This is a genomic window from Rhodococcus sp. Q (assembly GCF_005503035.1).
Classification (GTDB): Bacteria; Actinomycetota; Actinomycetes; order Mycobacteriales; family Mycobacteriaceae; genus Rhodococcus_G.
Window position 1 is genome coordinate 42,474 of sequence record NZ_SCOY01000016.1, and the last position, 22,747, is coordinate 65,220.

At 68.4% G+C, this 22,747-nt stretch carries 21 protein-coding genes; 4 read left to right on the forward strand and 17 right to left on the reverse strand.

Annotated features, from left to right (window positions below; translation table 11 throughout):
• The first annotated feature begins 117 nt into the window (after nucleotides 1-117).
• Nucleotides 118-1,701, forward strand: coding sequence for an APC family permease (locus tag FFS72_RS16160; protein ID WP_137874901.1), 1,584 nt, complete (start codon nucleotides 118-120; stop codon nucleotides 1,699-1,701).
• 10 nt (nucleotides 1,702-1,711) lie between these two features.
• On the opposite strand, the gene FFS72_RS16165 is transcribed toward FFS72_RS16160, so the two are convergent.
• The 13 genes from FFS72_RS16165 to FFS72_RS16225 all read right to left on the reverse strand — a co-directional run bounded on the left by FFS72_RS16165 (nucleotide 1,712) and on the right by FFS72_RS16225 (nucleotide 14,852).
• The gene (locus FFS72_RS16165; RefSeq protein WP_137874902.1) at nucleotides 1,712-2,167 is read right to left on the reverse strand and encodes a DUF350 domain-containing protein; all 456 of its coding nucleotides are present in this window, start codon (nucleotides 2,165-2,167) and stop codon (nucleotides 1,712-1,714) included.
• A gap of 39 nt (nucleotides 2,168-2,206) precedes the next feature.
• Complete coding sequence (locus tag FFS72_RS16170) at nucleotides 2,207-3,373, reverse strand: glutathionylspermidine synthase family protein (protein ID WP_137874903.1); 1,167 nt, start codon at nucleotides 3,371-3,373, stop codon at nucleotides 2,207-2,209.
• A gap of 1 nt (nucleotide 3,374) precedes the next feature.
• Nucleotides 3,375-3,875, reverse strand: coding sequence for a hypothetical protein (locus tag FFS72_RS16175; protein WP_171018715.1), 501 nt, complete (start codon nucleotides 3,873-3,875; stop codon nucleotides 3,375-3,377).
• A 199-nt stretch (nucleotides 3,876-4,074) separates the two neighbouring features.
• Entirely contained in the window at nucleotides 4,075-4,353 is a 279-nt protein-coding gene (locus FFS72_RS16180) for an acylphosphatase (protein WP_137874904.1), read from the reverse strand.
• An 8-nt stretch (nucleotides 4,354-4,361) separates the two neighbouring features.
• Nucleotides 4,362-5,576, reverse strand: coding sequence for an SMP-30/gluconolactonase/LRE family protein (locus FFS72_RS16185; protein WP_249353360.1), 1,215 nt, complete (start codon nucleotides 5,574-5,576; stop codon nucleotides 4,362-4,364).
• A gap of 13 nt (nucleotides 5,577-5,589) precedes the next feature.
• The gene (locus tag FFS72_RS16190; protein WP_137874906.1) at nucleotides 5,590-6,033 is read right to left on the reverse strand and encodes an OsmC family protein; all 444 of its coding nucleotides are present in this window, start codon (nucleotides 6,031-6,033) and stop codon (nucleotides 5,590-5,592) included.
• A 48-nt stretch (nucleotides 6,034-6,081) separates the two neighbouring features.
• Nucleotides 6,082-6,762: a response regulator gene (locus FFS72_RS16195; protein ID WP_137874907.1), complete on the reverse strand. Its 681-nt coding sequence runs from the start codon at nucleotides 6,760-6,762 to the stop codon at nucleotides 6,082-6,084.
• The gene (locus FFS72_RS16200; RefSeq protein WP_137874954.1) at nucleotides 6,759-9,311 is read right to left on the reverse strand and encodes a sensor histidine kinase; all 2,553 of its coding nucleotides are present in this window, start codon (nucleotides 9,309-9,311) and stop codon (nucleotides 6,759-6,761) included. The genes FFS72_RS16195 and FFS72_RS16200 overlap by 4 nt, the downstream gene beginning before the upstream one ends.
• Nucleotides 9,312-9,408: 97 nt before the next feature.
• Nucleotides 9,409-10,053, reverse strand: coding sequence for a potassium-transporting ATPase subunit C (locus tag FFS72_RS16205; RefSeq protein ID WP_137874908.1), 645 nt, complete (start codon nucleotides 10,051-10,053; stop codon nucleotides 9,409-9,411).
• A 7-nt stretch (nucleotides 10,054-10,060) separates the two neighbouring features.
• Nucleotides 10,061-12,172: a potassium-transporting ATPase subunit KdpB gene (gene kdpB / locus FFS72_RS16210; RefSeq protein ID WP_137874909.1), complete on the reverse strand. Its 2,112-nt coding sequence runs from the start codon at nucleotides 12,170-12,172 to the stop codon at nucleotides 10,061-10,063.
• Nucleotides 12,169-13,863 carry a potassium-transporting ATPase subunit KdpA gene (gene kdpA, locus FFS72_RS16215; protein ID WP_137874910.1) on the reverse strand — a complete coding sequence of 565 codons (1,695 nt, stop codon included), beginning with the start codon at nucleotides 13,861-13,863 and terminating at the stop codon, nucleotides 12,169-12,171. Before kdpA ends, kdpB begins: the two co-directional genes overlap by 4 nt.
• A 3-nt stretch (nucleotides 13,864-13,866) precedes the next feature.
• Nucleotides 13,867-13,965, reverse strand: coding sequence for a K(+)-transporting ATPase subunit F (kdpF, locus tag FFS72_RS16220; protein ID WP_137874911.1), 99 nt, complete (start codon nucleotides 13,963-13,965; stop codon nucleotides 13,867-13,869).
• Nucleotides 13,966-14,162: 197 nt separating this feature from the next.
• Nucleotides 14,163-14,852 carry a pyridoxamine 5'-phosphate oxidase family protein gene (locus tag FFS72_RS16225; protein WP_137874912.1) on the reverse strand — a complete coding sequence of 230 codons (690 nt, stop codon included), beginning with the start codon at nucleotides 14,850-14,852 and terminating at the stop codon, nucleotides 14,163-14,165.
• A 77-nt stretch (nucleotides 14,853-14,929) separates the two neighbouring features.
• Between FFS72_RS16225 and pdxR the strand changes: the two genes are divergently transcribed.
• Nucleotides 14,930-16,402 (forward strand): MocR-like pyridoxine biosynthesis transcription factor PdxR, encoded by a 1,473-nt coding sequence (gene pdxR, locus FFS72_RS16230; RefSeq protein ID WP_137874913.1) that lies wholly within the window; start codon nucleotides 14,930-14,932, stop codon nucleotides 16,400-16,402.
• Here pdxR and mutM read toward each other — a convergent pair.
• Genes mutM through FFS72_RS16250 form a run of 4 tightly spaced genes read right to left on the reverse strand, consistent with a single transcriptional unit; the run spans nucleotide 16,341 to nucleotide 18,786 of the window.
• Nucleotides 16,341-17,204: a bifunctional DNA-formamidopyrimidine glycosylase/DNA-(apurinic or apyrimidinic site) lyase gene (mutM, locus tag FFS72_RS16235; RefSeq protein WP_137874914.1), complete on the reverse strand. Its 864-nt coding sequence runs from the start codon at nucleotides 17,202-17,204 to the stop codon at nucleotides 16,341-16,343. The two genes, pdxR and mutM, sit on opposite strands and share 62 nt — an antisense overlap.
• A 6-nt stretch (nucleotides 17,205-17,210) precedes the next feature.
• Complete coding sequence (gene rnc, locus FFS72_RS16240; protein ID WP_137874915.1) at nucleotides 17,211-17,999, reverse strand: ribonuclease III; 789 nt, start codon at nucleotides 17,997-17,999, stop codon at nucleotides 17,211-17,213.
• A 5-nt stretch (nucleotides 18,000-18,004) separates the two neighbouring features.
• Nucleotides 18,005-18,187 (reverse strand): 50S ribosomal protein L32, encoded by a 183-nt coding sequence (rpmF, locus tag FFS72_RS16245; protein ID WP_043809451.1) that lies wholly within the window; start codon nucleotides 18,185-18,187, stop codon nucleotides 18,005-18,007.
• A 2-nt stretch (nucleotides 18,188-18,189) separates the two neighbouring features.
• Complete coding sequence (locus tag FFS72_RS16250; RefSeq protein WP_137874955.1) at nucleotides 18,190-18,786, reverse strand: YceD family protein; 597 nt, start codon at nucleotides 18,784-18,786, stop codon at nucleotides 18,190-18,192.
• A 302-nt stretch (nucleotides 18,787-19,088) separates the two neighbouring features.
• Between FFS72_RS16250 and ppk2 the strand changes: the two genes are divergently transcribed.
• Both ppk2 and FFS72_RS16260 read left to right on the forward strand, forming a co-directional pair.
• Nucleotides 19,089-19,892, forward strand: coding sequence for a polyphosphate kinase 2 (ppk2, locus tag FFS72_RS16255; protein WP_137874956.1), 804 nt, complete (start codon nucleotides 19,089-19,091; stop codon nucleotides 19,890-19,892).
• 60 nt (nucleotides 19,893-19,952) lie between these two features.
• On the forward strand, nucleotides 19,953-22,733 hold the full coding sequence (locus FFS72_RS16260) for a cation-translocating P-type ATPase (RefSeq protein WP_137874916.1): 2,781 nt from the start codon (nucleotides 19,953-19,955) through the stop codon (nucleotides 22,731-22,733).
• Nucleotides 22,734-22,747: the final 14 nt, after the last annotated feature.

Here is a 22,747-nt window from a genome sequence, read left to right on the forward strand (position 1 = left end):
TCGCGACTCGAAGGATTGCGACGTGGCTGCTCCGGGCCGTGACGGCAGCCGGTGGACGGTCTCAGCCTCCTCCAACCGTGACGAGACCGCCAGTCGCGACCGACTATCATCCCGCCGGTGATCGATGAGGCGGCGACGACCGCAGAACGTACGGCGACCGGCGTCCCCGAGAAGGGTCTGAGGTCGGGAGCGCTGACCCTGACCTCGAGTGTCGTGATCGGTGTCGCGTCGGCGGGCCCGGCGTACAGCATCGCCGCGACCCTCGGCCTGGTGGTGGCAGCGGTCGGCCTGCAGGCACCGGTGATCGCACTGCTGGCATTCATCCCGATCCTGTTCGCCGCCTTCGGCTATCAGCAACTCAATCGGGTCGACCCGGACTGCGGAACGACCTTCGTCTGGGCGGCCCGGGCGTTCGGACCTGCGTGGGGCTGGATGAGCGGCTGGGCGATCGTGGTCGCGGACGTCCTGGTGATGGCAAGCATGGCGCAGGTCGCGGGCCAGTACACGTTCCTGCTGTTCGGTGCCGACGGAATCGGCCACGATCCGACGCACATCGCGGTCCTGACACTCGGCGTCGCGTTCATGGTGATGATGACGTGGCTCTGCTTCCGCGGTATCGAACTGTCCGCGCGGATCCAGTCGGTGCTGCTCACCGTCGAATTCGTGGCGCTGGTGGCGTTCGCGGTGGTCGCGTTGGTGCGGGTGTGGTTGGGCCGGGCGGGTGAAGCGGCGCTGACGCCGGAGTGGAGTTGGTTCAACCCGTTCGAGATCGGTTCGTTCTCGACCTTCGTCAACGCGATCCTGCTGATGGTCTTCATCTACTGGGGCTGGGACTCCGTGGTCTCCGTCAACGAGGAAACCGTGGATTCGCGCCGTACCCCGGGCAAGTCCGCCGTGATCTCCACTGTCGTCCTGGTGTCGCTGTACGTCCTGGTGACCGTGGCGGCGCAGTCGTTCGCCGGTGTCAGCGAAGAGGGCTCCGGTCTGGCGAATCCCGAACACTTCGACGACTTCTTCGCCGCGCTCGGCACCGCCGTGTTCGGGGAGGGCCCGATCGGCGTGCTGCTCGTGCACGTCCTGCTGCTGATGATCCTCACGTCGGCGGTCGCGTCGACGCAGACCACCATCCTGCCGACCGCCCGGACGACCCTGTCGATGGGCGTGTTCAAGGCGCTGCCCGCATCGTTCGCGACGGTGCACCCCCGATACCTCACCCCGACGGTGTCGACGCTCGCGATGGGCGGGGTGTCGGCGGCGCTGTACATCGCGTTCAACTTCATCGCCGCGGGCGACCTGATCTACGACTCGGTCGCCGCGATCGGAATCGCCGTCGGGTTCTACTACGGCATGACCGGTGTCGCGTGCGCCTGGCTGTTCCGTGACTCGGTGCGTCAGGGTGCGCGGGCGTTGTGGCTGCGCGTGATCCTGCCCGCGGTCGGCGGCGCGATGCTGCTGTTCGCGGCCGGGTGGACCGCGGTGACGTCGTTCGCCGCGGACTACGGCGAGACGTACTGGACGCTGCCGTTCGCACCGCACTGGCAGGTGGGCGGCGTGTTCCTGCTCGGCGTCGGATCGATGCTCGCCGGCCTGCCGCTGATGTGGTGGTGGCAGCGCCGGGAGCCCGCCTTCTTCGACGGCGACACCGTCCCGCGCGGACTCCCCGACGCCGACACGACCCAGGAGGTCGTGGGGTCGCGGTAGCGATCCCGGATTACAGGATCGCGACCGCGACGACCAGTCCGAGTGCGAGGTGCGCGGCAGCGACGACGAGAACATCGGGAGTGAACTTGTCCCGCGTCAGGACGTCGCCGATGTCGATGGCGGTGACCAGCTCGATCAGGCGCACCGAGATCACCTGTGCGGCGATGCCGATCAGTCCGTAGACGGCGCTGTAGATCAGTCCCTCGACGAGCCGACCGGAAGACGCGTAGATCGCCAGCACGACGATCAGCGCCATGCTGACCATGCCGGACGCCGTGACGACCGCGGCATTCGGCTTCCCGTCACGCACGAGGGCCCGCAGCTTTCCGGGCGTGGTCCAGTCGATCGCGAAGAATCCGAGGACCATCAGAGCGAGGCCGAGGATCGCGTACAGAACGATCGCGGACACTCCCCGACCGAGGGTGGACCAGTAGTCGCTGGCGAGGGCTACGACCTCAGTCGTCATGGGTGTTGCTCCGTTCGTTCGAAACGATGGGGACTGCGGTCAGGACTGGGGAATGCGATGCGGGACGAAGGCGGCACCGTTGTCGGTGACGAGCCCTGCGGTTTCCCGAATGCCGAGGCCCGCGGCCTCGTCACCGACGATCCACGCTCCGAGCGCGGGTCGCATGCCGTCGAATTCGGGGAGCGGGTCGAGGAGTTGGTACACGAACCCCTCCTCGCCGTAGATGCCACCGGTCGCGGTGTCCATGCCTGCGCCGACGATCGAGACGTTCGCCCCCTCGCGTCCGAGCTTCGGTTTGCGCACGTACTCGGTCAGCTCGTGCGGGTCGTCGATGTATGCGGGGAGCAGGTTCGGGTGGCCGGGATACATCTCCCACAGCACCGCGAGAATCGCCTTGTTGCTCAGGATCGCCTTCCACAGGGGTTCGATCCAGAGCGTCTCGGGGAGCAGTTCCAGTGCGCGCCTACCGAAGTCGTCGTCGAGGATCCACTCCCACGGGTACAGCTTGAACAGCGACGAGATGGGAGCTTCCTCGAGATCCACGAACCGGTTCAGATCGGCGTCGAATCCGATCTCCTCGATCGCCAGGGCAACGGTGTCGAATCCCGCCTCGGCGGCGCATTCCTGCATGTAGGCGACGGTGACGTTGTCTTCGCCGCTGAGGTCGGCGCTCGACCACGACAGGTGCAGCTCGCTGCCGGGCAGCTGCGAGCGGATGTGCGCCCAGCGTTCGACGAGCTTCTCGTGCAGCGAGTTCCACTGGTCGTCACCGGGATGGGTGTCGGTCAACCAGTGCCACTGCAGGATCGACGCCTCGAGCAGGGTGGTGGGTGTGTCGGCGTTGTACTCGAGCAGCTTCGCGGGCCTGCGCGCGTCGTATCGCAGGTCGAAACGGCCGTAGACGTGCGGATCGCCCCGCTGCCACGACCGCGCGATCGGCTCCCACGTCCACTCCGGCAACCCGAAGTCGCGGTAGCGCTCGGTGAGGACGACGTGCTCCACCGCGTTCAGGCACATCGAGTGCAGCAACTCGACATCGGCTTCGAGCGCGAGGATCTCGTCCATGTCGAACTCGTAGTGAACGGACTCGTCCCAGTAGGGCCGGTCGCTGCCGTCCGCCATGCGGGCCGGCGACCCGAAGACCATGCCCTGGCTCGCCACCGTCTGCTGCCAGCCCGGACGGGGCTGCTGTCGAATTCGCCGCATGTCAGGAACCCGTGCTTCCGGAGAACTTGCTGCCGAAGCCGCCGCGCTGAATCGTGGTGCCCGACTTCGTGGTGATGGTGGCGCCCTTGGGGGTGACGATGGTGCCGCCCGAGACCTTGGTGCCGACCCCTCCGGCGTTGCCGCCGTAGTAGTAGCGGTACGACGAGCCGGCGTAGATGAACATGCCGCCGCCGCTGGGAGATCCACTGGAGCAGTACGAGTCGTCGACCACGACCTCGGTTTCCGGGTCGATGCAGGTCGCGCGCACCTCGTCCGAGGACAGCACGGTGTAGCCGAGTGCGACGAGCCCGACCACGCCGACGACGGCGACAGTGCCGATCATCGCCCTGCGGCGCGTCTTGCGCTTCGCCTCTTCCTTGGCTGCCTGTTCGGCCTCGAGGAGGGCCTGCTCCGCGCGGGCCTTGCGGGCCTTGTCACGGGCGCGGGCCTCGCCGACGGTGGGCGGGCGCGGTGTGGTCACGCCGGGCTCCTGGCGGCGGATCCGACCGGGCTGCGGTGCACCCGAACCGGAGTCGTCGTCGCCCGCGTCGTTCCCACCTGCGGCACCTGGGTGCTGTTCCTCGGGCCCCATCGAACCCACCCCCTCCTGTGTCGACATCGGACCAGACCCTAGGTCACCGCGCGCCGCGCGGCACCATCCACCCCCACTCGCCCGGAGTGACGGTTCGAGGAAGAGGGTGTCAGCGCTCGTCGAACCCGACCAGCCCGCCCACCGCGCCCGACCAGCTCTCGACCACGAGGTCGACGACGCCCGGCGTCGTACCGGACCTCAGGAGCTCGAGCAGCCGATCACACTCGGGGCGCGGGCCTTCGGCGATCACGAGCACGCGTCCGTCGGGCCGGTTGGTGGCATGACCGACCAGACCGAGTTCCAGTGCGCGCGAACGAGTCCACCAGCGAAAACCCACCCCCTGCACGCTGCCGTGCACCCAGGCGGTGAGACGGACCCGGTCGGTCACGCGGAACCTCAGTTCGTCGGCGGCGTCAGCCGGTGCACGGTGCCGTCGAAGCTCGTCGTGTACAGCGACGTCGCGTCCCAGCCGGTGCCGGAACCGAATCGAACCGACGACGTCAGCGGAAGATCGGTTGCGAGCTCGCAGCTGTCGCCGGTGGCGGGGTCGACGCGGACGACCTTGCCTGCTCCGTTCAGTGCCATGTACACACGCCCGTCGGAGTCGACGACCAAGTCGTCGCCCGCGTTCGTGGCGCCGCTTCCGGGCAGGGTGAGGGTGGTGCCCTCAGCGGTCAGGTCGGCGGCGTCGAGGACGTGCACCTCGGTGGACCGCTCCACGGTGTTGCCGACATAGACCTGGGTGGCCGTGCTGAAAAGTCCGTTGGCGGAACCGATGTCGGTGCGCACCTTCGTCGGTGCCGCCGGATGCAGCGCCGGGATGCGGGTCAGTCCGGGCTCGTCGCCGAACGCGTGCGTGACCAGGAGGTCGCCGTTGTCGAGCTTCGCGAGACCGTTGGGCATGGTGAGACCCTCGGTGATCGTCGTCCGGTTCTCACCGTCACGGTCGACCGACTCGACGGTGCCGTTGGTGCTCCCCCACAGGCCGGCCATCACGTTGTTGCCGGTGGTGAACAGCACCCGGTCGCCGTCGACGACGATGCCGCCGGGCGACGCGACGTCGGACACGAGCGTGCCCTTCTCGCCCGCCGGGGTCAGCGTCCGGATCGCGCCGTCGCCGAAGGGGACGGTCTCCGAGAGCAACAGCGTGCCGTCGCCGTCGAACGCGAGGTTCTCCAGGACGCCGAAACCGCTCGCGACGGTACTGACGGTCCAGGGCGCGCAGGCCTGCGGAGCCGCAGCGGGTGCGGCAGGCGTGGTCGAAGCCGGTGCGGCAGTGGAAGTCGATGCCGGTGCGGCAGTCGAAGTCGAGGCCGGCGCCGGTGCGGCAGTCGTGGTCGACGCCGGTGTGGTCGTCGCGGCAGCCGTCGACGTCGGGCCGCTCGCCGGCACGGGCTCGGCGACGGGTGTGGCCTGCACGAGTCCGGGCAGGTCGGCGGAGGGGGTAGCCGTGGGCTGCGGATCAAGGGTCGGCAGCGGCGTCGGCTGAACCGGTGTCTTCGGCGGGCTGTTCAGGGGCGTGACCGAAACAGGCTGTGCAGCCGCAAGTGGCGCACCGGCGATCACGCCGAGCACCACCGCGCCGGCGATCGCAACGCGGGACAGAGTCATGGCGCCTATCAGATCACGAATCGGTCTCGATCGAAAGTCGAATGACAGTGCCGTTTTTGAGGGTGCGTCCGACCGTGCACACCTTGTCGATGGACTTCTCGACGACGGTGATCAGTCGCTGCTGAGCATCGGCATCCAGTTCGCTCAGATCCACCTCGAGCACTTCCTCGAGGAGGGGGTAGACCTCGTTCTCACGATCGGCGGCTCCCGAGACGCGGATCGTGGCGTCGTAGTTGTCGCCGAGGCGCCGCGAGAGCGGCACGTCGGAACTCATGCCACTGCACGCCGCGAGCGCGATCTTCAGCAGCTCACCGGGCGTGAACACACCCTCGACCGACTCCGATCCGATCAGCACCTCGGCGCCGCGCGAACTGCGGCCGGTGTAGCGACGGGTGCCGGTGCGCTCGACCCACAGCTCGGTCGCGGCCGGGGTGGTGTCGGGAGTCTGATCAGCCATGCGGTCCATCCTGCCACCCACTCCCGCCGCGGCCTCCCCGACCCGTCCTCACACCTGGAACCGGTACCCCATCCCCGCCTCGGTGATCAGGTGACGCGGATGCGACGGATCGTCCTCGAGCTTGCGGCGCAACTGCGCGAGATACACCCGCAGGTAGTGCGTTTCGGTGGAGTACGCGGGCCCCCACACCTCGCGCAGCATTTCCTTCTGCCCGACGAGCTTGCCCTTGTTGCGAACGAGCATCTCGAGCATCCCCCACTCGGTCGGCGTCAGGTGCACCTCGGCCTCGCCCCTCGTCACCGTCTTCGCGGAGAGGTCGACGGTGAACGAGTCGGTGACGACCACCGGGTCCGCCGTGACGGCGTCGGACTCGCCGCGGCGCACCGCGGCCCGGAGCCGGGCCAGGAACTCGTCCATGCCGAACGGCTTGGTGACGTAGTCGTCCGCGCCGGCGTCGAGCGCGGCGACCTTGTCTGCGGAGTCGGTCCTGGCAGAGAGCACGATGACCGGCGCCGCGCACCAACCCCGGAGTCCGGCAAGGACTTCGATGCCGTCCATGTCGGGCAGTCCGAGGTCGAGGACGATCACCTCGGGTGGCCGTTCGGCCGCCGCCCGCAGCGCGGACGCCCCGTCCGCGGCGGTGACGACCTCGTAGCCGCGCACGCTGAGATTGATCCGCAGCGCGCGCAGGATCTGCGGTTCGTCGTCGACCACCAGCACCCGTGTCACGCACCCACCTCGTCGCTCTCGTCCTCGCCCCCGGGGCCTGCGCCCGCGAGGTCCACCACCATTGTCAGGCCACCGCCGGGCGTGTCCGTAGCGGTGACGGTCCCGCCCATCGCCTCCACGAAGCCGCGCGCCACCGACAGACCAAGTCCGACACCGGTGGTGGTGTCACGGTCGCCGAGCCGCTGGAAGGAGTCGAAGATCTGCTCCTGGGCGCCGCGGGCGATGCCGGGTCCGGTGTCGGCGACGGTGAGCAGGACCCGGTCACCCGCGGCACCGGCCGCGACCCGTACCACGTCGTCGGGTGCGTACCGCAGAGCGTTGTCGACGAGGTTCGCGACGACCCGCTCGAGCAGGCCGCTGTCCGCACGGACGACGCACTCGCCGACGTCGACGTGCACCCGTTCCCGCACCGTCCGCGCCGATCCCGTGGCGGTGCCGATCCCGACGCCGAGGAGCGCGCGATGCACCACCTCGTCCAGGTACACCGGCCGCAGTTCGGGTCGGACCACCCCCGCCGCCAGACGCGAGGAGTCGAGGAGGTTCCCGACCAGCCCGGTCAGCTGGTCTGTCGACTCGTCCACGGTGGCAAGCAGTTCCGCGGTGTCCTCCGGTGAGAACTCGATGTCGTCGCTGCGCAGACTCGACACCGCCGCCTTGACCGCGGCCAGCGGTGTGCGCAGGTCGTGACTGACCGCGGACAGCAGTGCGCGGCGTAGCCGGTCCGCTTCGGCGAGGGCCCGCGCCTCGCCCGCCTCGGCGGCGAGTTGTTCCTGCCGGATGAGGCCGACGGCCTGGTTGGCGACGGCTGTCAGCACCCGACGATCCCGTGCCGCGACGTCGGGTCCGCGCAGCGCGAGAGTGTATTCGCCGTCACCCGCGTCGCACACCGTGTCGGCATCGTCGCGGTCACGGGGCGGATCGTCCCCGACCGCGTCGACGACTCCCCCGTCCCTGTGCAGGACGCTGACCGCCCGCTGACCGTAGGTCTCCCGAACCTTGTTCAGCAGGGCGGGCAGATCCGCGCCTCGCAGCACCGACCCCGCGAACAGTGCGAGCAGTTCCGCCTCCTGGGACGCGCGCCGCGCCTCCCGCGTTCGTTTCGCCGCTTCGTCCACGAGCACCGCGACCGCGACCGCGATCACCAGCAGAACCACCGTGGTGATGAAGTTGTCGGGTTGGGCGATCGTGAAACTGCGCAGCGGTGGCGTGAAGTAGTAGTTGAGCAGCAGTCCGGAGATCAGCGCCGACAGCGCCGCGGGCGCGACACCGCCGAGCAACGCGACCAGCAGCACGACGATGAAGAACAGTGCGTTCTCCCCGCCGACGTCGTACCGCGTGTTCACGGCGCCCATCAGCAGTGCGGCGAGGGTGGGCACGACCAGCGCGGCCACCCACGACAGCGCACGGCGGGGTCGCGAGCCGGACGGCAGCCATCGCCGGGACACGGCGGTCGCCTCGTGGGTGACCATGTGCACGTCGATGCCGCCGGAGCGCTGCACCACGGTGGCACCGATGCCCTCGTCGAGGATCCGCGCCCACCGCGAACGCCGTGAGGTGCCGAGGACCAACTGCGTGGCGTTCGCGGAACGAGCGAAGTCGAGCAGGGTGGCGGGGACGTCGTCGCCCACAACGCTGTGCAGGGTGGCGCCGATGGCTGCCGCGAGGGTGCGCACCTTGCCCATCTCCGACGCCGACACCCCGGCCAGCCCGTCGCCCCGAACGACGTGCACCACCATCAGTTCCGCGCTCGCCTTCGATGCGATCCGGCTCGCTCGGCGGATCAACGTCGCGGACTCCGGCCCACCGGTGACAGCGACGACGACCCGCTCGCGGGCCTCCCACGTGTCGGTGATGGCGTTCTCCGCGCGGTACTTCGCCAACGCGGCGTCCACCTGGTCGGCGACCCAGAGCAGAGCGAGTTCCCGCAGCGCGGTGAGATTTCCACGCCGAAAGTAGTTGCTCAGTGCCGCGTCCACCTTGTCCGCCGCGTACACGTTGCCGTGGGAGAGCCTGCGCCGCAGTGCCTCCGGGGTGATGTCCACCAGTTCGACCTGAGTGGCGCCGCGCACCACCTCGTCGGGCACGGTCTCCTGCTGCACCACCCCGGTTATCCGCTGCACCACGTCGCCCAACGATTCGAGATGCTGGACGTTGAGCGTGGTCAGGACGTCGATGCCCGCGTCCAGCACCTCCGCGACGTCCTGCCAGCGCTTCGCGTTGCGGCTGCCCGGCGTGTTGGTGTGGGCGAGTTCGTCGACCAGGACGAGGGCCGGACGCCGACGCAGAACCGCGTCGACGTCCAGCTCCGGCATCCGGGTACCGCGATACTCGATCACCTTCGGGCCGATCACCTCGAGATCGCCGATCTGCTCGGCGGTACGGGCGCGGCCGTGGGTCTCCACCACGGCCGCGACCACATCCGTGCCGCGCTCACGGCGCCGGTGCGCCTCGCCGAGCATCGCGTACGTCTTGCCGACGCCCGGCGCGGCACCGAGATAGATGCGCAGCTCGCCGCGACCTCCCATGCGCGGCTCGCCACCGCTCCCCATGCGCGGCTCGCCACCGCTCCCCATGCGCGGCTCGCCACCTCTCCCCATGCGCGGCTCGCCGCGGACACCGGTCGTGTCGTCGCCACTCACACCGTCATCATCCACCAACGGTGCTGCACTCCGGTGCCGTCAGCCCGAGTGCCACGTTCAGCTTCAGCACGTTGACGCGCTCCTCGCCGAGGAATCCCAGCTGGCGGCCGTCCGTGTGGTCGGCGACGAGCTCCCGGACCCGTGACTCACTCAGCCCGTTCACCTCGGCCACCCGTCGCACCTGCAGGTCCGCGTACGCGGGGCTGATGTGCGGATCGACGCCGGAACCGGACCCGGTCAGCGCGTCCACGGGCACCTGGTCGGGTCGCACACCTTCCCGCTCCGCGATCGCAGCGCGCCGCGCCTCCACGAAACTGGCGAGGATCTCGCTGCTCGGGCCCTGATTGGTGGGCAGTGCGGTGGCGGGATCTCCCGGCGCGAACGGGTCCTCGTCCGCCACCGAACCCGTGACCCGGGCGTGGAAGTACGGATCGGGCTCGCCTTCGGGAACCTGGGGGTCGACTCCGATCCAGGCGCTGCCGACCACGCATCCCTGTGTATCGCGGACCGGCGAGCCCTCGGTGGAGTAGGAACCGAGCCGGCCGACACCCCAGACCGCAGCCGGATAGAGCACACCCAGCACCGCGGTCAGCGCCAGGAGCACCAGGAAGCCCGCCCACACCTGCCGCAGCATTCCGATTGTGAAACGCATGTCCAAGTCACCCAATTCCAGGAATGAGACGTACGACGAGATCGATCAGCCAGATCCCGACGAAGGGGGTCACGACGCCGCCGAGACCGTAGATCATCAGGTTCCGACCCAGCAGCTGGGAGGCTGTGGAGGGGCGATACCGAACACCCTTGAGCGCCAGCGGGATCAGAGCGACGATCACCAGGGCGTTGAACACCACCGCCGACACGATCGCCGACTGCGGCGTGGCCAGACGCATGATGTTCAGTGCGTCCAACTGCGGGTAGATGCCGCTGAACAGCGCGGGCAGGATCGCGAAGTACTTCGCGAGGTCGTTCGCCAGAGAGAACGTCGTCAGCGCGCCACGGGTGATCAGCAACTGCTTGCCGATCTCGACGACCTCGATCAGCTTGGTGGGATCGGAGTCCAGGTCCACCATGTTCCCGGCTTCCTTCGCCGCCGAGGTCCCGGTGTTCATCGCCACGCCCACATCGGCCTGCGCGAGCGCGGGCGCGTCGTTCGTACCGTCGCCGGTCATGGCGACCAGCCGGCCGCCCGCCTGTTCCTTGCGAATCAGCGCGAGTTTGTCCTCCGGGGTGGCCTCGGCCATGAAGTCGTCGACGCCGGCCTCGTCCGCGATCGCCTTCGCGGTCAGCGGATTGTCGCCCGTGATCATCACGGTCCGGATACCCATCGCACGCAGCTCCGCGAAACGTTCGGCGATACCGGGCTTGACCACGTCGGCGAGTTGGATGACACCGAGCACCCGGACGGATTCACCCTCGGCTGTCGCCACGACCAGTGGGGTTCCACCGGACTGCGCGATCTCGTTCACCGTGTCGGTCACCGCCGGTGCAGCCGCGCCGCCCTGGGCTCGCACCCAGCCGAGTACCGCATCACTGGCTCCCTTGCGGATCAGCCTGTTCGAACCACCTTGCTCGCCCAGGTCCAGACCGCTCATCCGGGTCTGTGCGGTGAACGGGACGAACTCCGCAGCCTTCTCGCCCTCCGACGGGTCGGCAGCCAGCCCGAACTCCGCGACGCAGAGGTCGACGATGCTGCGGCCCTCCGGGGTTCCGTCGGCGAGGCTCGAGAGTCGCGCGGCGGCAGCGAGTTCCGCCGCGCTGACACCCGGCGCCGGATGCAGAGCGGTGGCTCGACGGTTGCCGTACGTGATCGTGCCGGTCTTGTCCATCAGCAGTGTTCCGATATCGCCTGCGGCCTCGACGGCACGACCGGACATGGCGAGGACGTTCCGCTGGACGAGCCGGTCCATGCCCGCGATGCCGATCGCCGACAGCAGGGCGCCGATGGTGGTGGGGATCAGGCAGACCAGCAGGGCGATCAACTTGATCGGATCCTGCTCGGTTCCCGCATAGAGGCCCATCGGTCCGATCGCGACCACCGCCAGCAGGAACACCACGGTCAGCGAGGCGAGGAGGATGTTGAGCGCGATCTCGTTGGGCGTCTTCTGCCTCGACGCGCCTTCGACGAGCGCAATCATCCGGTCCACGAAGGAATGTCCGGGTGCCGTGGAGATCTGGACGACGATCCGGTCGGACAGCACCACGGTGCCACCGGTGACCGCGCAGCGATCGCCCCCGGACTCGCGTACCACCGGCGCGGACTCGCCGGTGATCGCCGACTCGTCGACGGTCGCGATGCCCTCGACGACGTCGCCGTCCCCTGGGATGACCTCGCCTGCCGTCACCACCACCCGGTCGCCGACCTTCAGTTCGGTGCCGGGCACGGATTCGACCGCACCGCTGGAGGTGATCCGGTGGGCGGTGGTGTCCTGCTTGACCTTCCGAAGGCTCGCCGCCTGGGCCTTACCTCGTCCCTCCGCGACCGCCTCGGCCAGGTTCGCGAACAACACCGTGAACCACAGCCAGGCTGCGACTACCCACGCGAACACCGAGGGGTCGACCAGTGCGAGCACGGTGGTGACCACCGACCCGACGAACACCACGAACATCACCGGGTTGCGGGCGAGGTGGCGAGGATCGAGCTTTCGGAAGGCGCCGGGAAGCGAAGTCCACATCTGGCGCGGGTTGAAGATGCCGGCCTTGACCGGTGTCGGGCCGTGTCCTGCGCTGGGAGCGGTGTCCGCCCCAACGCGCTCTCGGGTGTCCACACTCATTGCATTGCCTCTGCGATCGGGCCCAGTGCGAGGGCCGGGAAGAATGTCAGTGCCGCGACGAGAACGACGGTGCCGGTGAGCAGCCCGGCGAACATCGGCCCGGCGGTGGGGAGGGTGCCTGCGGTGGGTGCCGTCTTGCGCTGCGATGCCAGAGCTCCGGCAAGAGCGAGCACGAAGATGATCGGCAGGAACCGGCCCAGCAGCATGCAGACGCCGAGCGAGGTCTGGAACCAGTCGCTGGTGACGGTGAGGCCGCCGAAGGCGCTGCCGTTGTTGTTCGACGCCGACGCGTAGGCGTACAGCACCTCGGTGAACCCGTGGATCGATCCGGGGGTGCCCGGGTCGCCGCTGTTGCCCTGGAAACCGGTGGTGGACGAGAGGATCACGGTGATCGACGTGCCGATCAGCACCAGCGCGGGCATGACCAGTACCGACAGAGCGGCCATCGTGATTTCGCGGCGACCGAGCTTCTTGCCGAGGTACTCCGGGGTGCGGCCGACGAGGAGGCCACCGACGAACACCGCGATCAGCGCGAAGACCAGGATGCTGTAGAGGCCTGTACCGACGCCGCCGGGCGCGATCTCGCCCAGGAGCATGTTCAGCAGTACCGCTCCGCCGCCGAGCGGCGACATGCTGTCGTGTGCGGAGTTGACCGCGCCGGTGGAGGTTCCGGTGGTGGCAACTGCGAACAGGGCGCTACCGGGAATCCCGAACCGGGTCTCCTTGCCCTCCATCATGGCGCCGGCAGCGGTGGCCGCCACACCGCGCGTCCCGGACTCGGCTGCGAGCGTCACCGCGAGCAGACCGCCGAACAGAATGCCCATCACCGCCAGCAGGGTCAGTCCCTGCTTGCGGTCACCGACCATGGTCCCGAACGTCCGGGTCATGCACACCGGAATCAGCAGGATCGCGAGGATCTCGACGATGTTGGTGATCGGGGTGGGGTTCTCGAACGGGTGTGCCGAGTTGGCGGCGAGGATGCCGCCACCGTTGGTGCCGAGTTCCTTGATCGCCTCCTGGGAGGCGACAGGTGCGAGCGCGTTGGTGACGACGTTGCCGTCCAGTCCGGTCGAGTCGAAACCGGTCCGGAACGACTGGATCACGCCCTGACTCATGAGGACCAGTGCGATGACGAAGGAGAGCGGCAGCAGGATGCGCAGTGCGCCGCGGGTCAGGTCCACCCAGAAGTTGCCGATCTCACCGCCACGGGAGACTCGGACGAAGCCGCGGATCAGCGCGACCGCGACGGCCATGCCGACCGCTGCGGAGACGAAGTTCTGCACCGCGAGCCCGAGCGGCTGGGTGAGGTTGCTCATCGTCGTCTCGGGCGCGTACGACTGCCAGTTGGTGTTCGCCACGAAGGATGCGGCTGTATTGAAAGCGACCGCCGGGCTCACCCCGGACAGCCCGCCGTTCAGGGGAAGAACACCTTGGACACGTTGGAGGACGTAGAGGAACAGCACACTGGCGGCGGAGAAGCCGAGGAGCGAGCCTGCGTAGCCGTACCAGGTCTGCTCGGAGCGGGAATTGATGCGGCAGAGGCGGTACAGGACCGATTCGACGCGCAGGTCCCGGGACCGGTCGCCGTTGTCGTACACCTTTGCCATGTAGTCGCCGACGGGGACGTACGCGATCGCGAGGACGAAGACGACGAACGCGATCTGCAGTCCCGCTGCGAATGCGGGATTCATCGATCAGAACCTCTCGGGGTCGACGAGCGCGACGAGCAGGTAGACCACGAGGGCCGCCGCGAGCGCGATCAACACCACGCTGAGGACGCCTGCCGCCGTCATCGGATCTTCTTCGTCTGCAGGGCGCGCAGCACAACTGCGCAGCAGGCGAACGTCCCGACGATCGCCGCCAGGTAGGCCAGATCAGCCATCACCCATTCCTTTTCACACTGCACGGGTCCCGCCGACCATCGGCGGGACCGGCCCGTTTCCGGGCCACAGTGCAGAGTGCTCCCGAAATTCGCGGGAATGGGCGTCCTTTACGACTCGCTGACGGCGCGAACTGGGCCGTTGACGCGATCTTGACGGTCGCTGCGCAGCCGCGTGACAGACGGCGGTTGCGGCACGTCCGCGTCGACCCAGGGCGCCCGTTCCGGTGTGCTCGCGACGGCACGGATCGGCACCACGCCCGCCCAGACGCGCGGGTTCGCGTCGCCCTCGCTCGGGGGCGCGTCCCGCACCTTGACCGTCCACTGCCCCTCGACGATCGGCAGTGCGATCGTCAGTGTCGCGGCGAGCTCCTTCGGAGTCGACGGCCGGACTTCGGCGCTGCGGCCGGGGATCAGGGCGTCGGACAGTTCGGTGAGCGCGGCATCGGCCTCGGCGCGGTCGATCGTCGTCAGGTGTCCCCGGACGACAGCGGACCGGTAGTTGGCCGACGAGTCGAAGAGGTTGTCGGCGAGGACGATTCCGTCGAGAAGGGTCACACACAGCGTCGCCGGCGCGCCCGCTGCGACGTGCCGTAGCGCCCCTGCCCCGGTCGACCCGTGGAGCAGGATCCGGTCGCCGAGGCGGGCGTACAGCATGGGGACGGCCCACGGCTGTCCGTCGACGACGGTGGCGAGGGTGCCCACCATGGCGGCGTCGAGGACGGCGTCGAGACCGGCGCGGTCGGTGCGGGACCGCTCGGACATGCGGCGGATACGGGCGAGGTCGGTTACGGAACTCATACGTACACCCTGAATCCAAACCGGTCGGCACTCTAGATCCAGTTCTGCCATAAATCGCAGACCAGTATTGTCTCCGTATGGCCCGCATCGCTTCCGCGCAGACCGTGCACCTGACCCTCGCCGACACCGGCGAAGCACTCCGGCACCGTATTGCCGCATCAGTCGTCGATGCACTGCGGACCGGGGCACTCGGCCCCGGCGACCTCCTCCCGTCGAGCCGCGCACTCGCCACCGGCCTCGGGGTGTCACGGACCGCGGTCGTCGACGCGTACGACGAACTGTCCGCCGCGGGATTCGTCGAGTCGCGGCCCGGATCCGGGACACGCATCGTGCCAGGCGCGGGCAGCGCCGCCCGAGCCGGCGTCACGGCACACGTCAGCGCCGGAAAGCCGCCTGCGCCGCCACGGAAGCCGGAGCCCGTCGCGATGGAACTCGACCTGACACCCGGATTGCCCGACACCGAGCTGATCTCGAATCGCGACTGGCGATCGGCATGGCGCGCCGCGGCCGGTGGACCCGTCTCCCACACCGTGCCGGGACCGAATGCTCACCGGCGATTACGGGACGCGCTCGCGGTGCACCTGCGCCGAACCCGGGGCGTGGTCGCGAGCCCGGACGAGATCGTCGTGGTGCCCGGGGTAGCGGCGGCACTGCGAACCCTGGTCACGGCGGCCGGACTCGCCGGTCGGCAGGTCGCATTCGAAGACCCCGGATACGCGAAGGCACGCGCGGCCCTCACGGGAGCGGGCGCTCTCATCCGCCCGATCCCGGTCGACACCGACGGACTCGATCCCACGGCCATCCGTCCCGATGACGCTGCGGTGTATTGCACACCGGCACACCAGTACCCGATGGGCGCCCGGATGCCTGCGAGCCGACGAGCAACCCTGGTGTCGGAGTCCGTCGCAGCACGGCGATGGGTCATCGAGGACGACTACGACGGCGAATTCCGTTACGGGGTGGCGCCCCTGCCCGCGTTGCGTGCCGCCCTGGGCGGTCGCGACACGGTGGCCTACATCGGTACCGCGTCGAAGGTCCTCACCCCGGCACTGCGCCTGGCCTGGCTGATCCCGCCCGCACCATTACTCACCGCGGTCCACGAAGCGCTGGCCACCAGCGGTGAGTCGGTGTGCGCGATCACCGCCGACGCGTTGGCCGGGTTCGTCGAATCCGGTTCGCTCACCAGACATCTCGCCCGGTCGAACCGGACCTACGCGGCGCGGCGGCACGCCTTCGTCGACGCCCTGCGTGTTCATCTGCCGGATGTGAATCCCCTGGGTGTCGAGGCCGGTCTGCACGTGGCACTGCGTCTGCCCGACGGCTGCGACGATCGCGCGATCGCCGACGAACTGGAGCGGCGAGGCGTCAGCGTCCGGGCCCTCACCGCCTACCACGCGACCGACTCGGGTCCGCGCGGACTGCTGTGCGGCTACGCGCGACTCCCGGAATCCCGCGCCGACGAGGCGGCGCAGGTGATCGCGGACGTCGTCAGCGGATCGATCGAGGCCGCGGTTGGCAGCGCGGGCAGCTGTACGACGAGCGGTTCATGAACTTCTCGCGCCGGATCGGGGCACCGCAGCGTGAGCAGGGCTCGTCCTCGCGTCCGTACGCCGACAGTGAGCGGTCGAAGTACCCGGATTCGCCGTTGACGTTGACGTAGAGGGCGTCGAACGAGGTGCCACCCTTCGCCAGCGCCTCGGTCATCACGGCGGTCACGGATTCGAGCAGCAACCGGACCTGGGGCCGCGTCAACCGGTCGGTGGGGCGATTGCCGTGGATGCCGCTGCGCCACAAGGCTTCGTCGGCGTAGATGTTGCCGACCCCGGAGAGCACGGTCTGGTCGAGGAGCACCCGTTTGATCTCGGACTGCTTGCGGCGGATCGCCGCGACCGCGGCCTCGGGGTCGAAGAGCGGGTCGAGGGGGTCGCGGGCGATGTGCGCGACCGGTTCCGGGACGGCTGTCCCGTCGACGTCGACGAGTGGCGCCAGTGCCCACCCACCGAAGGTGCGCTGATCGACGAACCGCAGTTCCCTGCCACTGTCGAGTTCGGCTCGGATACGCAGGTGCTTCTCCCGCGCGACGTCTGGCGACTGCACGAGCATCTGACCGCTCATGCCCAGGTGCACGACGACCGCGAGGTCACCGGGATCGACCTCGAGCCACAGGTATTTTCCGCGCCGCTGCGCGGCGGTGACGGAGAGCCCGGTCAGTCGCGAGATCAGGTCGGATCCGCCTGCCAGGTGCCGACGGACTGCACGTGGGTGCAGCACTTCGACCGCGTCGACCCGGGAACCGACCACATGCGTGGTCAACCCGCGACGGACGACCTCGACCTCGGGGAGTTCGGGCACCGTGGACTACTCGCCGGACCCGTCCGTCGACGCGACGGCGGTCGAACCGGAATCCGAGTCGGACTGCCCGTCCGTCAGTGCCTGCCACGCGGTGCTGGCGGCCTTCTGCTCGGCTTCCTTCTTCGTCCGACCGACGCCGACACCGAACGGGACACCCGCGACGAGAACCGTCGCGGTGAATTCCTTGTCGTGATCGGGGCCGGTGGAACTGATCTCGTACCCGGGCACACCGGCGCCGCGCTCCGCGGTCAGTTCCTGCAGGCTCGTCTTCCAGTCCAGGCCGGCACCGAGTCGGGGGCCCCGTTCGAGCAGGTCGGCGAAGAGCTCGAGCACGACGGACCGAGCGGTGTCGATGCCGTGCTGAAGGTGCACCGCGCCGAGGAGGGATTCCATGCCGTCGGCGAGGATGCTCGGCTTGTTCCTGCCGCCGGTCATCTCCTCGCCCTTGCCGAGGAGGAGGTGCACACCCAGCCCGCCCTCGCCGAGACCGCGAGCGACCTCCGCCAGAGCGTGCATGTTCACGACACTCGCGCGGATCTTCGCCAACTCGCCTTCCGACTTGTCGGGATGCGCGGTGTACAGCCGTTCGGTGACGGAAAGTCCGAGGACCGAGTCACCGAGGAACTCCAGTCGCTCGTTCGTCGGCAGACCACCGTTCTCGTACGCATACGAGCGGTGGGTCAGCGCCAATGTCAGGAGCGATTCGTCCAGATCAACGCCAAGAGCGGCGAGGAGGGAAGCATGCTTGCCCTCCTCGCCGCCGGCGGGAGCCGTTGGGCTCGTACTGCTCGTCACTGCGATTAAACCGCAGCAGTGACCTGACGACCCTTGTAGGTGCCGCAGGACGGGCACGCGATGTGCGGCAGGGTCTTCTCGCCGCAGCCGCGGTTCGGGCAGGTCACGAGGGTGGGCGCAGTGGTCTTCCACTGGCTGCGACGCGACCGGGTGTTGGATCGCGACATTCTGCGCTTGGGGACAGCCACTTCTACTTCTCCTCGGCTTCGGTGTTCACAAGATTCGTGCTGGGCTCGGCATCGGCTTCGACACTGTTGACGTCAGCGACACCTTCGGCATCGGCCAACTTCCCCGCGAGGGCAGCCCAGCGAGGATCAAGTATCTCATGCCCATGCCCAGATTCTGCAATCGCCAGGCGAATGCCACATTCGGGGCACAGTCCCTGGCAGTCTTCGCTGCACAGCGGCTGCAGCGGAAGTTCAAGTCCGGCGGCGTCGACGATGACCGGTTCCAGGTCGATCAAATCGTCCACGATCCGGTAGATCTCGTCCTCCTCGGTGGTCTCCTCGGTGACGCTGTTCGGGTATGCGAACAGTTCGGTGAGGTAGAGATCGAGGGTGCCGTCGAACGGTTCGAGGCAGCGCGAGCACTCCCCCGTCGTGTCGGCGTGAACGGTGCCGGTGACCAGCACGCCCTCCGAAACGGATTCGAGGCGGAGATCCAGCTCGACGTCGCCACCGACGGGAACGGCGATCAGGTCGAGGCCGATGCGCGTCGGCGTCGGCACCGTCCGGGTGACCGTGATCATCGATCCGGGCCTGCGGCCGAGCTTGCGGGTGTCCAGCACGAAGCCGCCCTCGTGCAGACGGGGCGTAGCGGAGCTGTGGGAGGACACTCGACACTCTTTCTTTACGACCTGAGAACAGGGACCAGCCCGGATTGGGCAACCACACCAGGGTACGCGATCACTCTCCGGTCACGAAACTCACGTGGCAGGCGTCATGGTGCGCGCGTCGACCTGCGCGGAGGCGCGGCCCGGAGGAAGATGTCCCCAGTCGACGTCGAGGCGGTGGTCCGGTGGGCAAGCAGGGCGGCAAGAAGCATGGCGGCAAGAAGCACGGCGACACTCCACCGGAGGCGGACGGCGAACTGATCGGACCCGGCGCGGACCAGACCGACGAGCACCTCAAATACAAGGAATATCGCCATCTGCTCGAACCGCTGCACGCGGAACTGGTTGCCATGCAGGAATGGGTCAAGTCCTCCGGGGCGAAGGTCTGCATCGTGTTCGAGGGCCGTGACACCGCAGGCAAGGGCGGGGTCATCAAGGCGATCACCGAGCGCGTCAGCCCCCGGGTCTTCCGCGTCATCGCGCTGCCCGCGCCGACCGAGCGGGAGAAGTCGCAGATGTACATCCAGCGCTACATTCCGCACCTGCCCGCGGCGGGTGAGGTCGTCATCTTCGACCGAAGTTGGTACAACCGCGCGGGCGTCGAACGGGTCATGGGCTTCTGCACCGAGGAGCAGGCCGTCCAGTTCCTCGAGGTGATCCCCGAGGTCGAGCGCACCATCGTCCAATCGGGCGTGATCCTGCTCAAGTACTGGCTCGAGGTCAGCGAGGAGCAGCAGACGCTGCGGCTGCAGAGCCGAATCGACGATCCACGCAAGGGGTGGAAGCTCTCCGACCTCGATCTCGAGTCGTACAGCAGGTGGTACGACTACTCCCGGGCCCGCGACGACATGTTCCGGATGACCGACACCGGATGGGCGCCGTGGTACCTCGTCGACACAGACGACAAGAAGCGCGGACGGCTGAACATCATCAGCCACCTCCTCGACCAGGTGCCCTACGAACCGCTGAAACATCGCAAGGTCACGTTGCCGAAGCGTCAACCCGCCGGCGACTACGAACCTCCTCGGCAACCGCTGCGGTGGATTCCCAGCCCGTTCTGATCTGCCCGCCGCGGGGCGACACGATCCGCCTCGCTGATCCCGTCCGAGGAGCACCAGATCATGTCCATCACCGACCACACTCCGTCGGCATCCGCCGACGCGGAGGCTCCCCCGCCGTGGCACGCACAGGACGCCGACACCGTGGTGTCGGCCCTGACGTCGGACCCGGACTCGGGACTGACCACAGCCGACGCGACGGACCGCGCCAGCCGCTACGGCGTCAACGAGATCGCCGCCGAACCCTCGCCGTCGATGTGGTCGACCGCACTTCGGCAGCTGCGCGACCCGATGAATCTGATGCTGGTGGCCGTGGCCGCCGTCAGCGTCGCGATCGGCGAGGTGCCGACCGCGATCGTCGTCGCCGCGCTCGTCCTGCTCAACGTCGTGCTCGGCACCCAGCAGGAACTCAAGGCTCGCGCCAGCGTCGACGCGCTCGCGCGGATGCAGACACCACAGGCACGCGTGATCCGCGACGGCACGCTGATCCAACTCGATGCGACGTCCCTCGTCCCGGGGGACATCGTCGAACTCGAAGCGGGCGACATCGTTCCCGCGGACGGCAGACTGCTCCGGTCCGCGACCCTCGAGACCCAGGAGGCGGCGCTCACCGGCGAGAGTGCGCCGATCGCCAAGGATCCCGCGACGCTGCCCGACGCCGACGTGCCGCTCGGCGACCGCAGCAACATGGTGTTCCAGAACACCTCGGTGACCCGCGGCACCGCGACCATCGTGGTCACCGAAACCGGGATGCACACCGAGATGGGCCGGATCGCGTCGATGCTGTCCGCTGTCGCGCCGAGCAAGTCACCACTGCAGCGCGAACTGGACTCGCTGACCAAGGTTCTCGGCGTGGTCGCCTGGGTGGCGGTCGCGATCATCGTCGTCATCGGTGTCGTCCGCGGCCAGTCCGTCTCGACCGTCCTGCTCCTCGGCATCTCGATGGGCATCTCCGCCATCCCGACCGGCCTGCCGACCTTCGTCCAGGCGATGCTCGCGTACGGGGCACGTCAACTCGCCGACGCGAAGGCGGTCGTCAAGAACCTCACCGACGTCGAAACCCTCGGAGCCACGAGCGCCATCAACTCCGACAAGACCGGCACCCTCACGATGAACCAGATGACGGTGCGGTCCCTGTACTTCCACACCCGCTGGTACGCCGTCGACGGCGAGGGCTACGACAAGAAGGGCGCGATCACCCAAGCTGCGGGCGAGCCGGTCCCCGACTTCACCATGCTGGCGTACGGCCTGTGCCTGGACAGCGATGCGACAGTGTCCGATGCGGGCGCGGTGGTCGGTGATCCGACCGAGGCCGCGCTGGTCGTGCTGGCCGCGAAGATGGGCGTCGACGCGCCGCTGACCCGCAGGAAGTACCCCCGCGTCGCGGAGGTCCCGTTCGACTCGGCGTACAAGTTCATGGCGACCTACCACCACCTGGAGGCCGAGGGCGACACCCGATTCGTCGGTGTCGTCAAGGGCGGCCCGGACGTGGTCCTCGATCGGTGCACCCATGCCTTCCTGCCCGGCAGGCGGTCCGTACCCCTCGACACGGTCCGCGCCGAGATCGATGCGGCGAACCGATCGATGTCGGAGAAGGGACTGCGCGTGCTCGCGTTCGCCGCCCGCGACGTCGACGGGCAGGAGACGGCGGTCACCGCCGATCCGATGTCGTTCGTGAACGACCTCACCTTCATCGGCATGGTCGGCATCATCGACCCGCTCCGACCCGAGGCGGCCGAGGCGGTGCGCACCGCCCACGAAGCCGGGATCGACGTCCGCATGATCACCGGCGATCACGCGATCACCGCCTCGGCGATCGGCGCCGAACTCGGCCTCGGTCCCGGAGCCATCGGCGGGACCGAACTGCAGGCGATGAGCGACGAGGAACTGGTGCAACGGCTTCCGGACCTTCACGTGTTCGGACGCGTCACACCGCAGGACAAACTGCGACTGGCCGATCTCATGCAGCGCGGCGGCGCGGTCGTCGCGATGACGGGTGACGCCGTCAACGACGCCGCCGCTCTCAAGAAGGCCGACATCGGCGTCGCGATGGGCTCCGGAAGTGAGGTCACCAAGCAGGCGGGCAAGATGATCCTCACCGACGACAACTTCGGGACGCTGATCACCGCGATCCGGTTGGGTCGCGGCATCTACGACAAGGTCGTCTCGTACATCCGGTACCAGATGTCGAAACTGTTCTCGCTGGTCCTGCTGTTTCTCGCAGCGAGCATCTTCGACATCAACGACGGGGTCGCGCTGACGCCCCTGATGGTGCTGTTCCAGCACTTCTTCATCACGCTGTTCCCCGTGATCGTGGTGATGCTCGACCCACCCGCACCGAACCTGATGGCCAAACCACCCCGAGATCCCAAACTGCCGATCGCGAACCGGGCGGCGTTCACGCAGTGGATGGCGTACGGGGTACTGCAGTTCGCCGTGACACTGGCCGTGCTGCTGCTCGCCCCCGGCGAGTTGAGTACCACCGAGGCGAACGTGCCGATGACGATGGCGTTCGTCGTGATGTCACTCGCGTCGATCATGGCCGGCCTGGTCATGCGGCGCGATCCGGATTCCGGGATCACCGCCCCCGTGCTGGGTGCGCTGAAGATCCTGACGGTGCCGGTCGTGGTGACGGTCCTCGCGGTCGAACTGGGATTCCTCCAGGACCTGCTGATGACGACGTCACTGACCGGTCGTCAGTGGCTCGTGTGCCTGGGGTGGGCGCTGATCGTTCCTGTCGTCGTCGAGGCGGAGAAGGCGATCCGCCGACGCCGCCGCGCGTCGGCGCCCGGCGCACTGTCGGCGGCGGAGGCGGTCACACCCACCCGCGCCCGCGGAGCCTGAACCACCGGACGGGG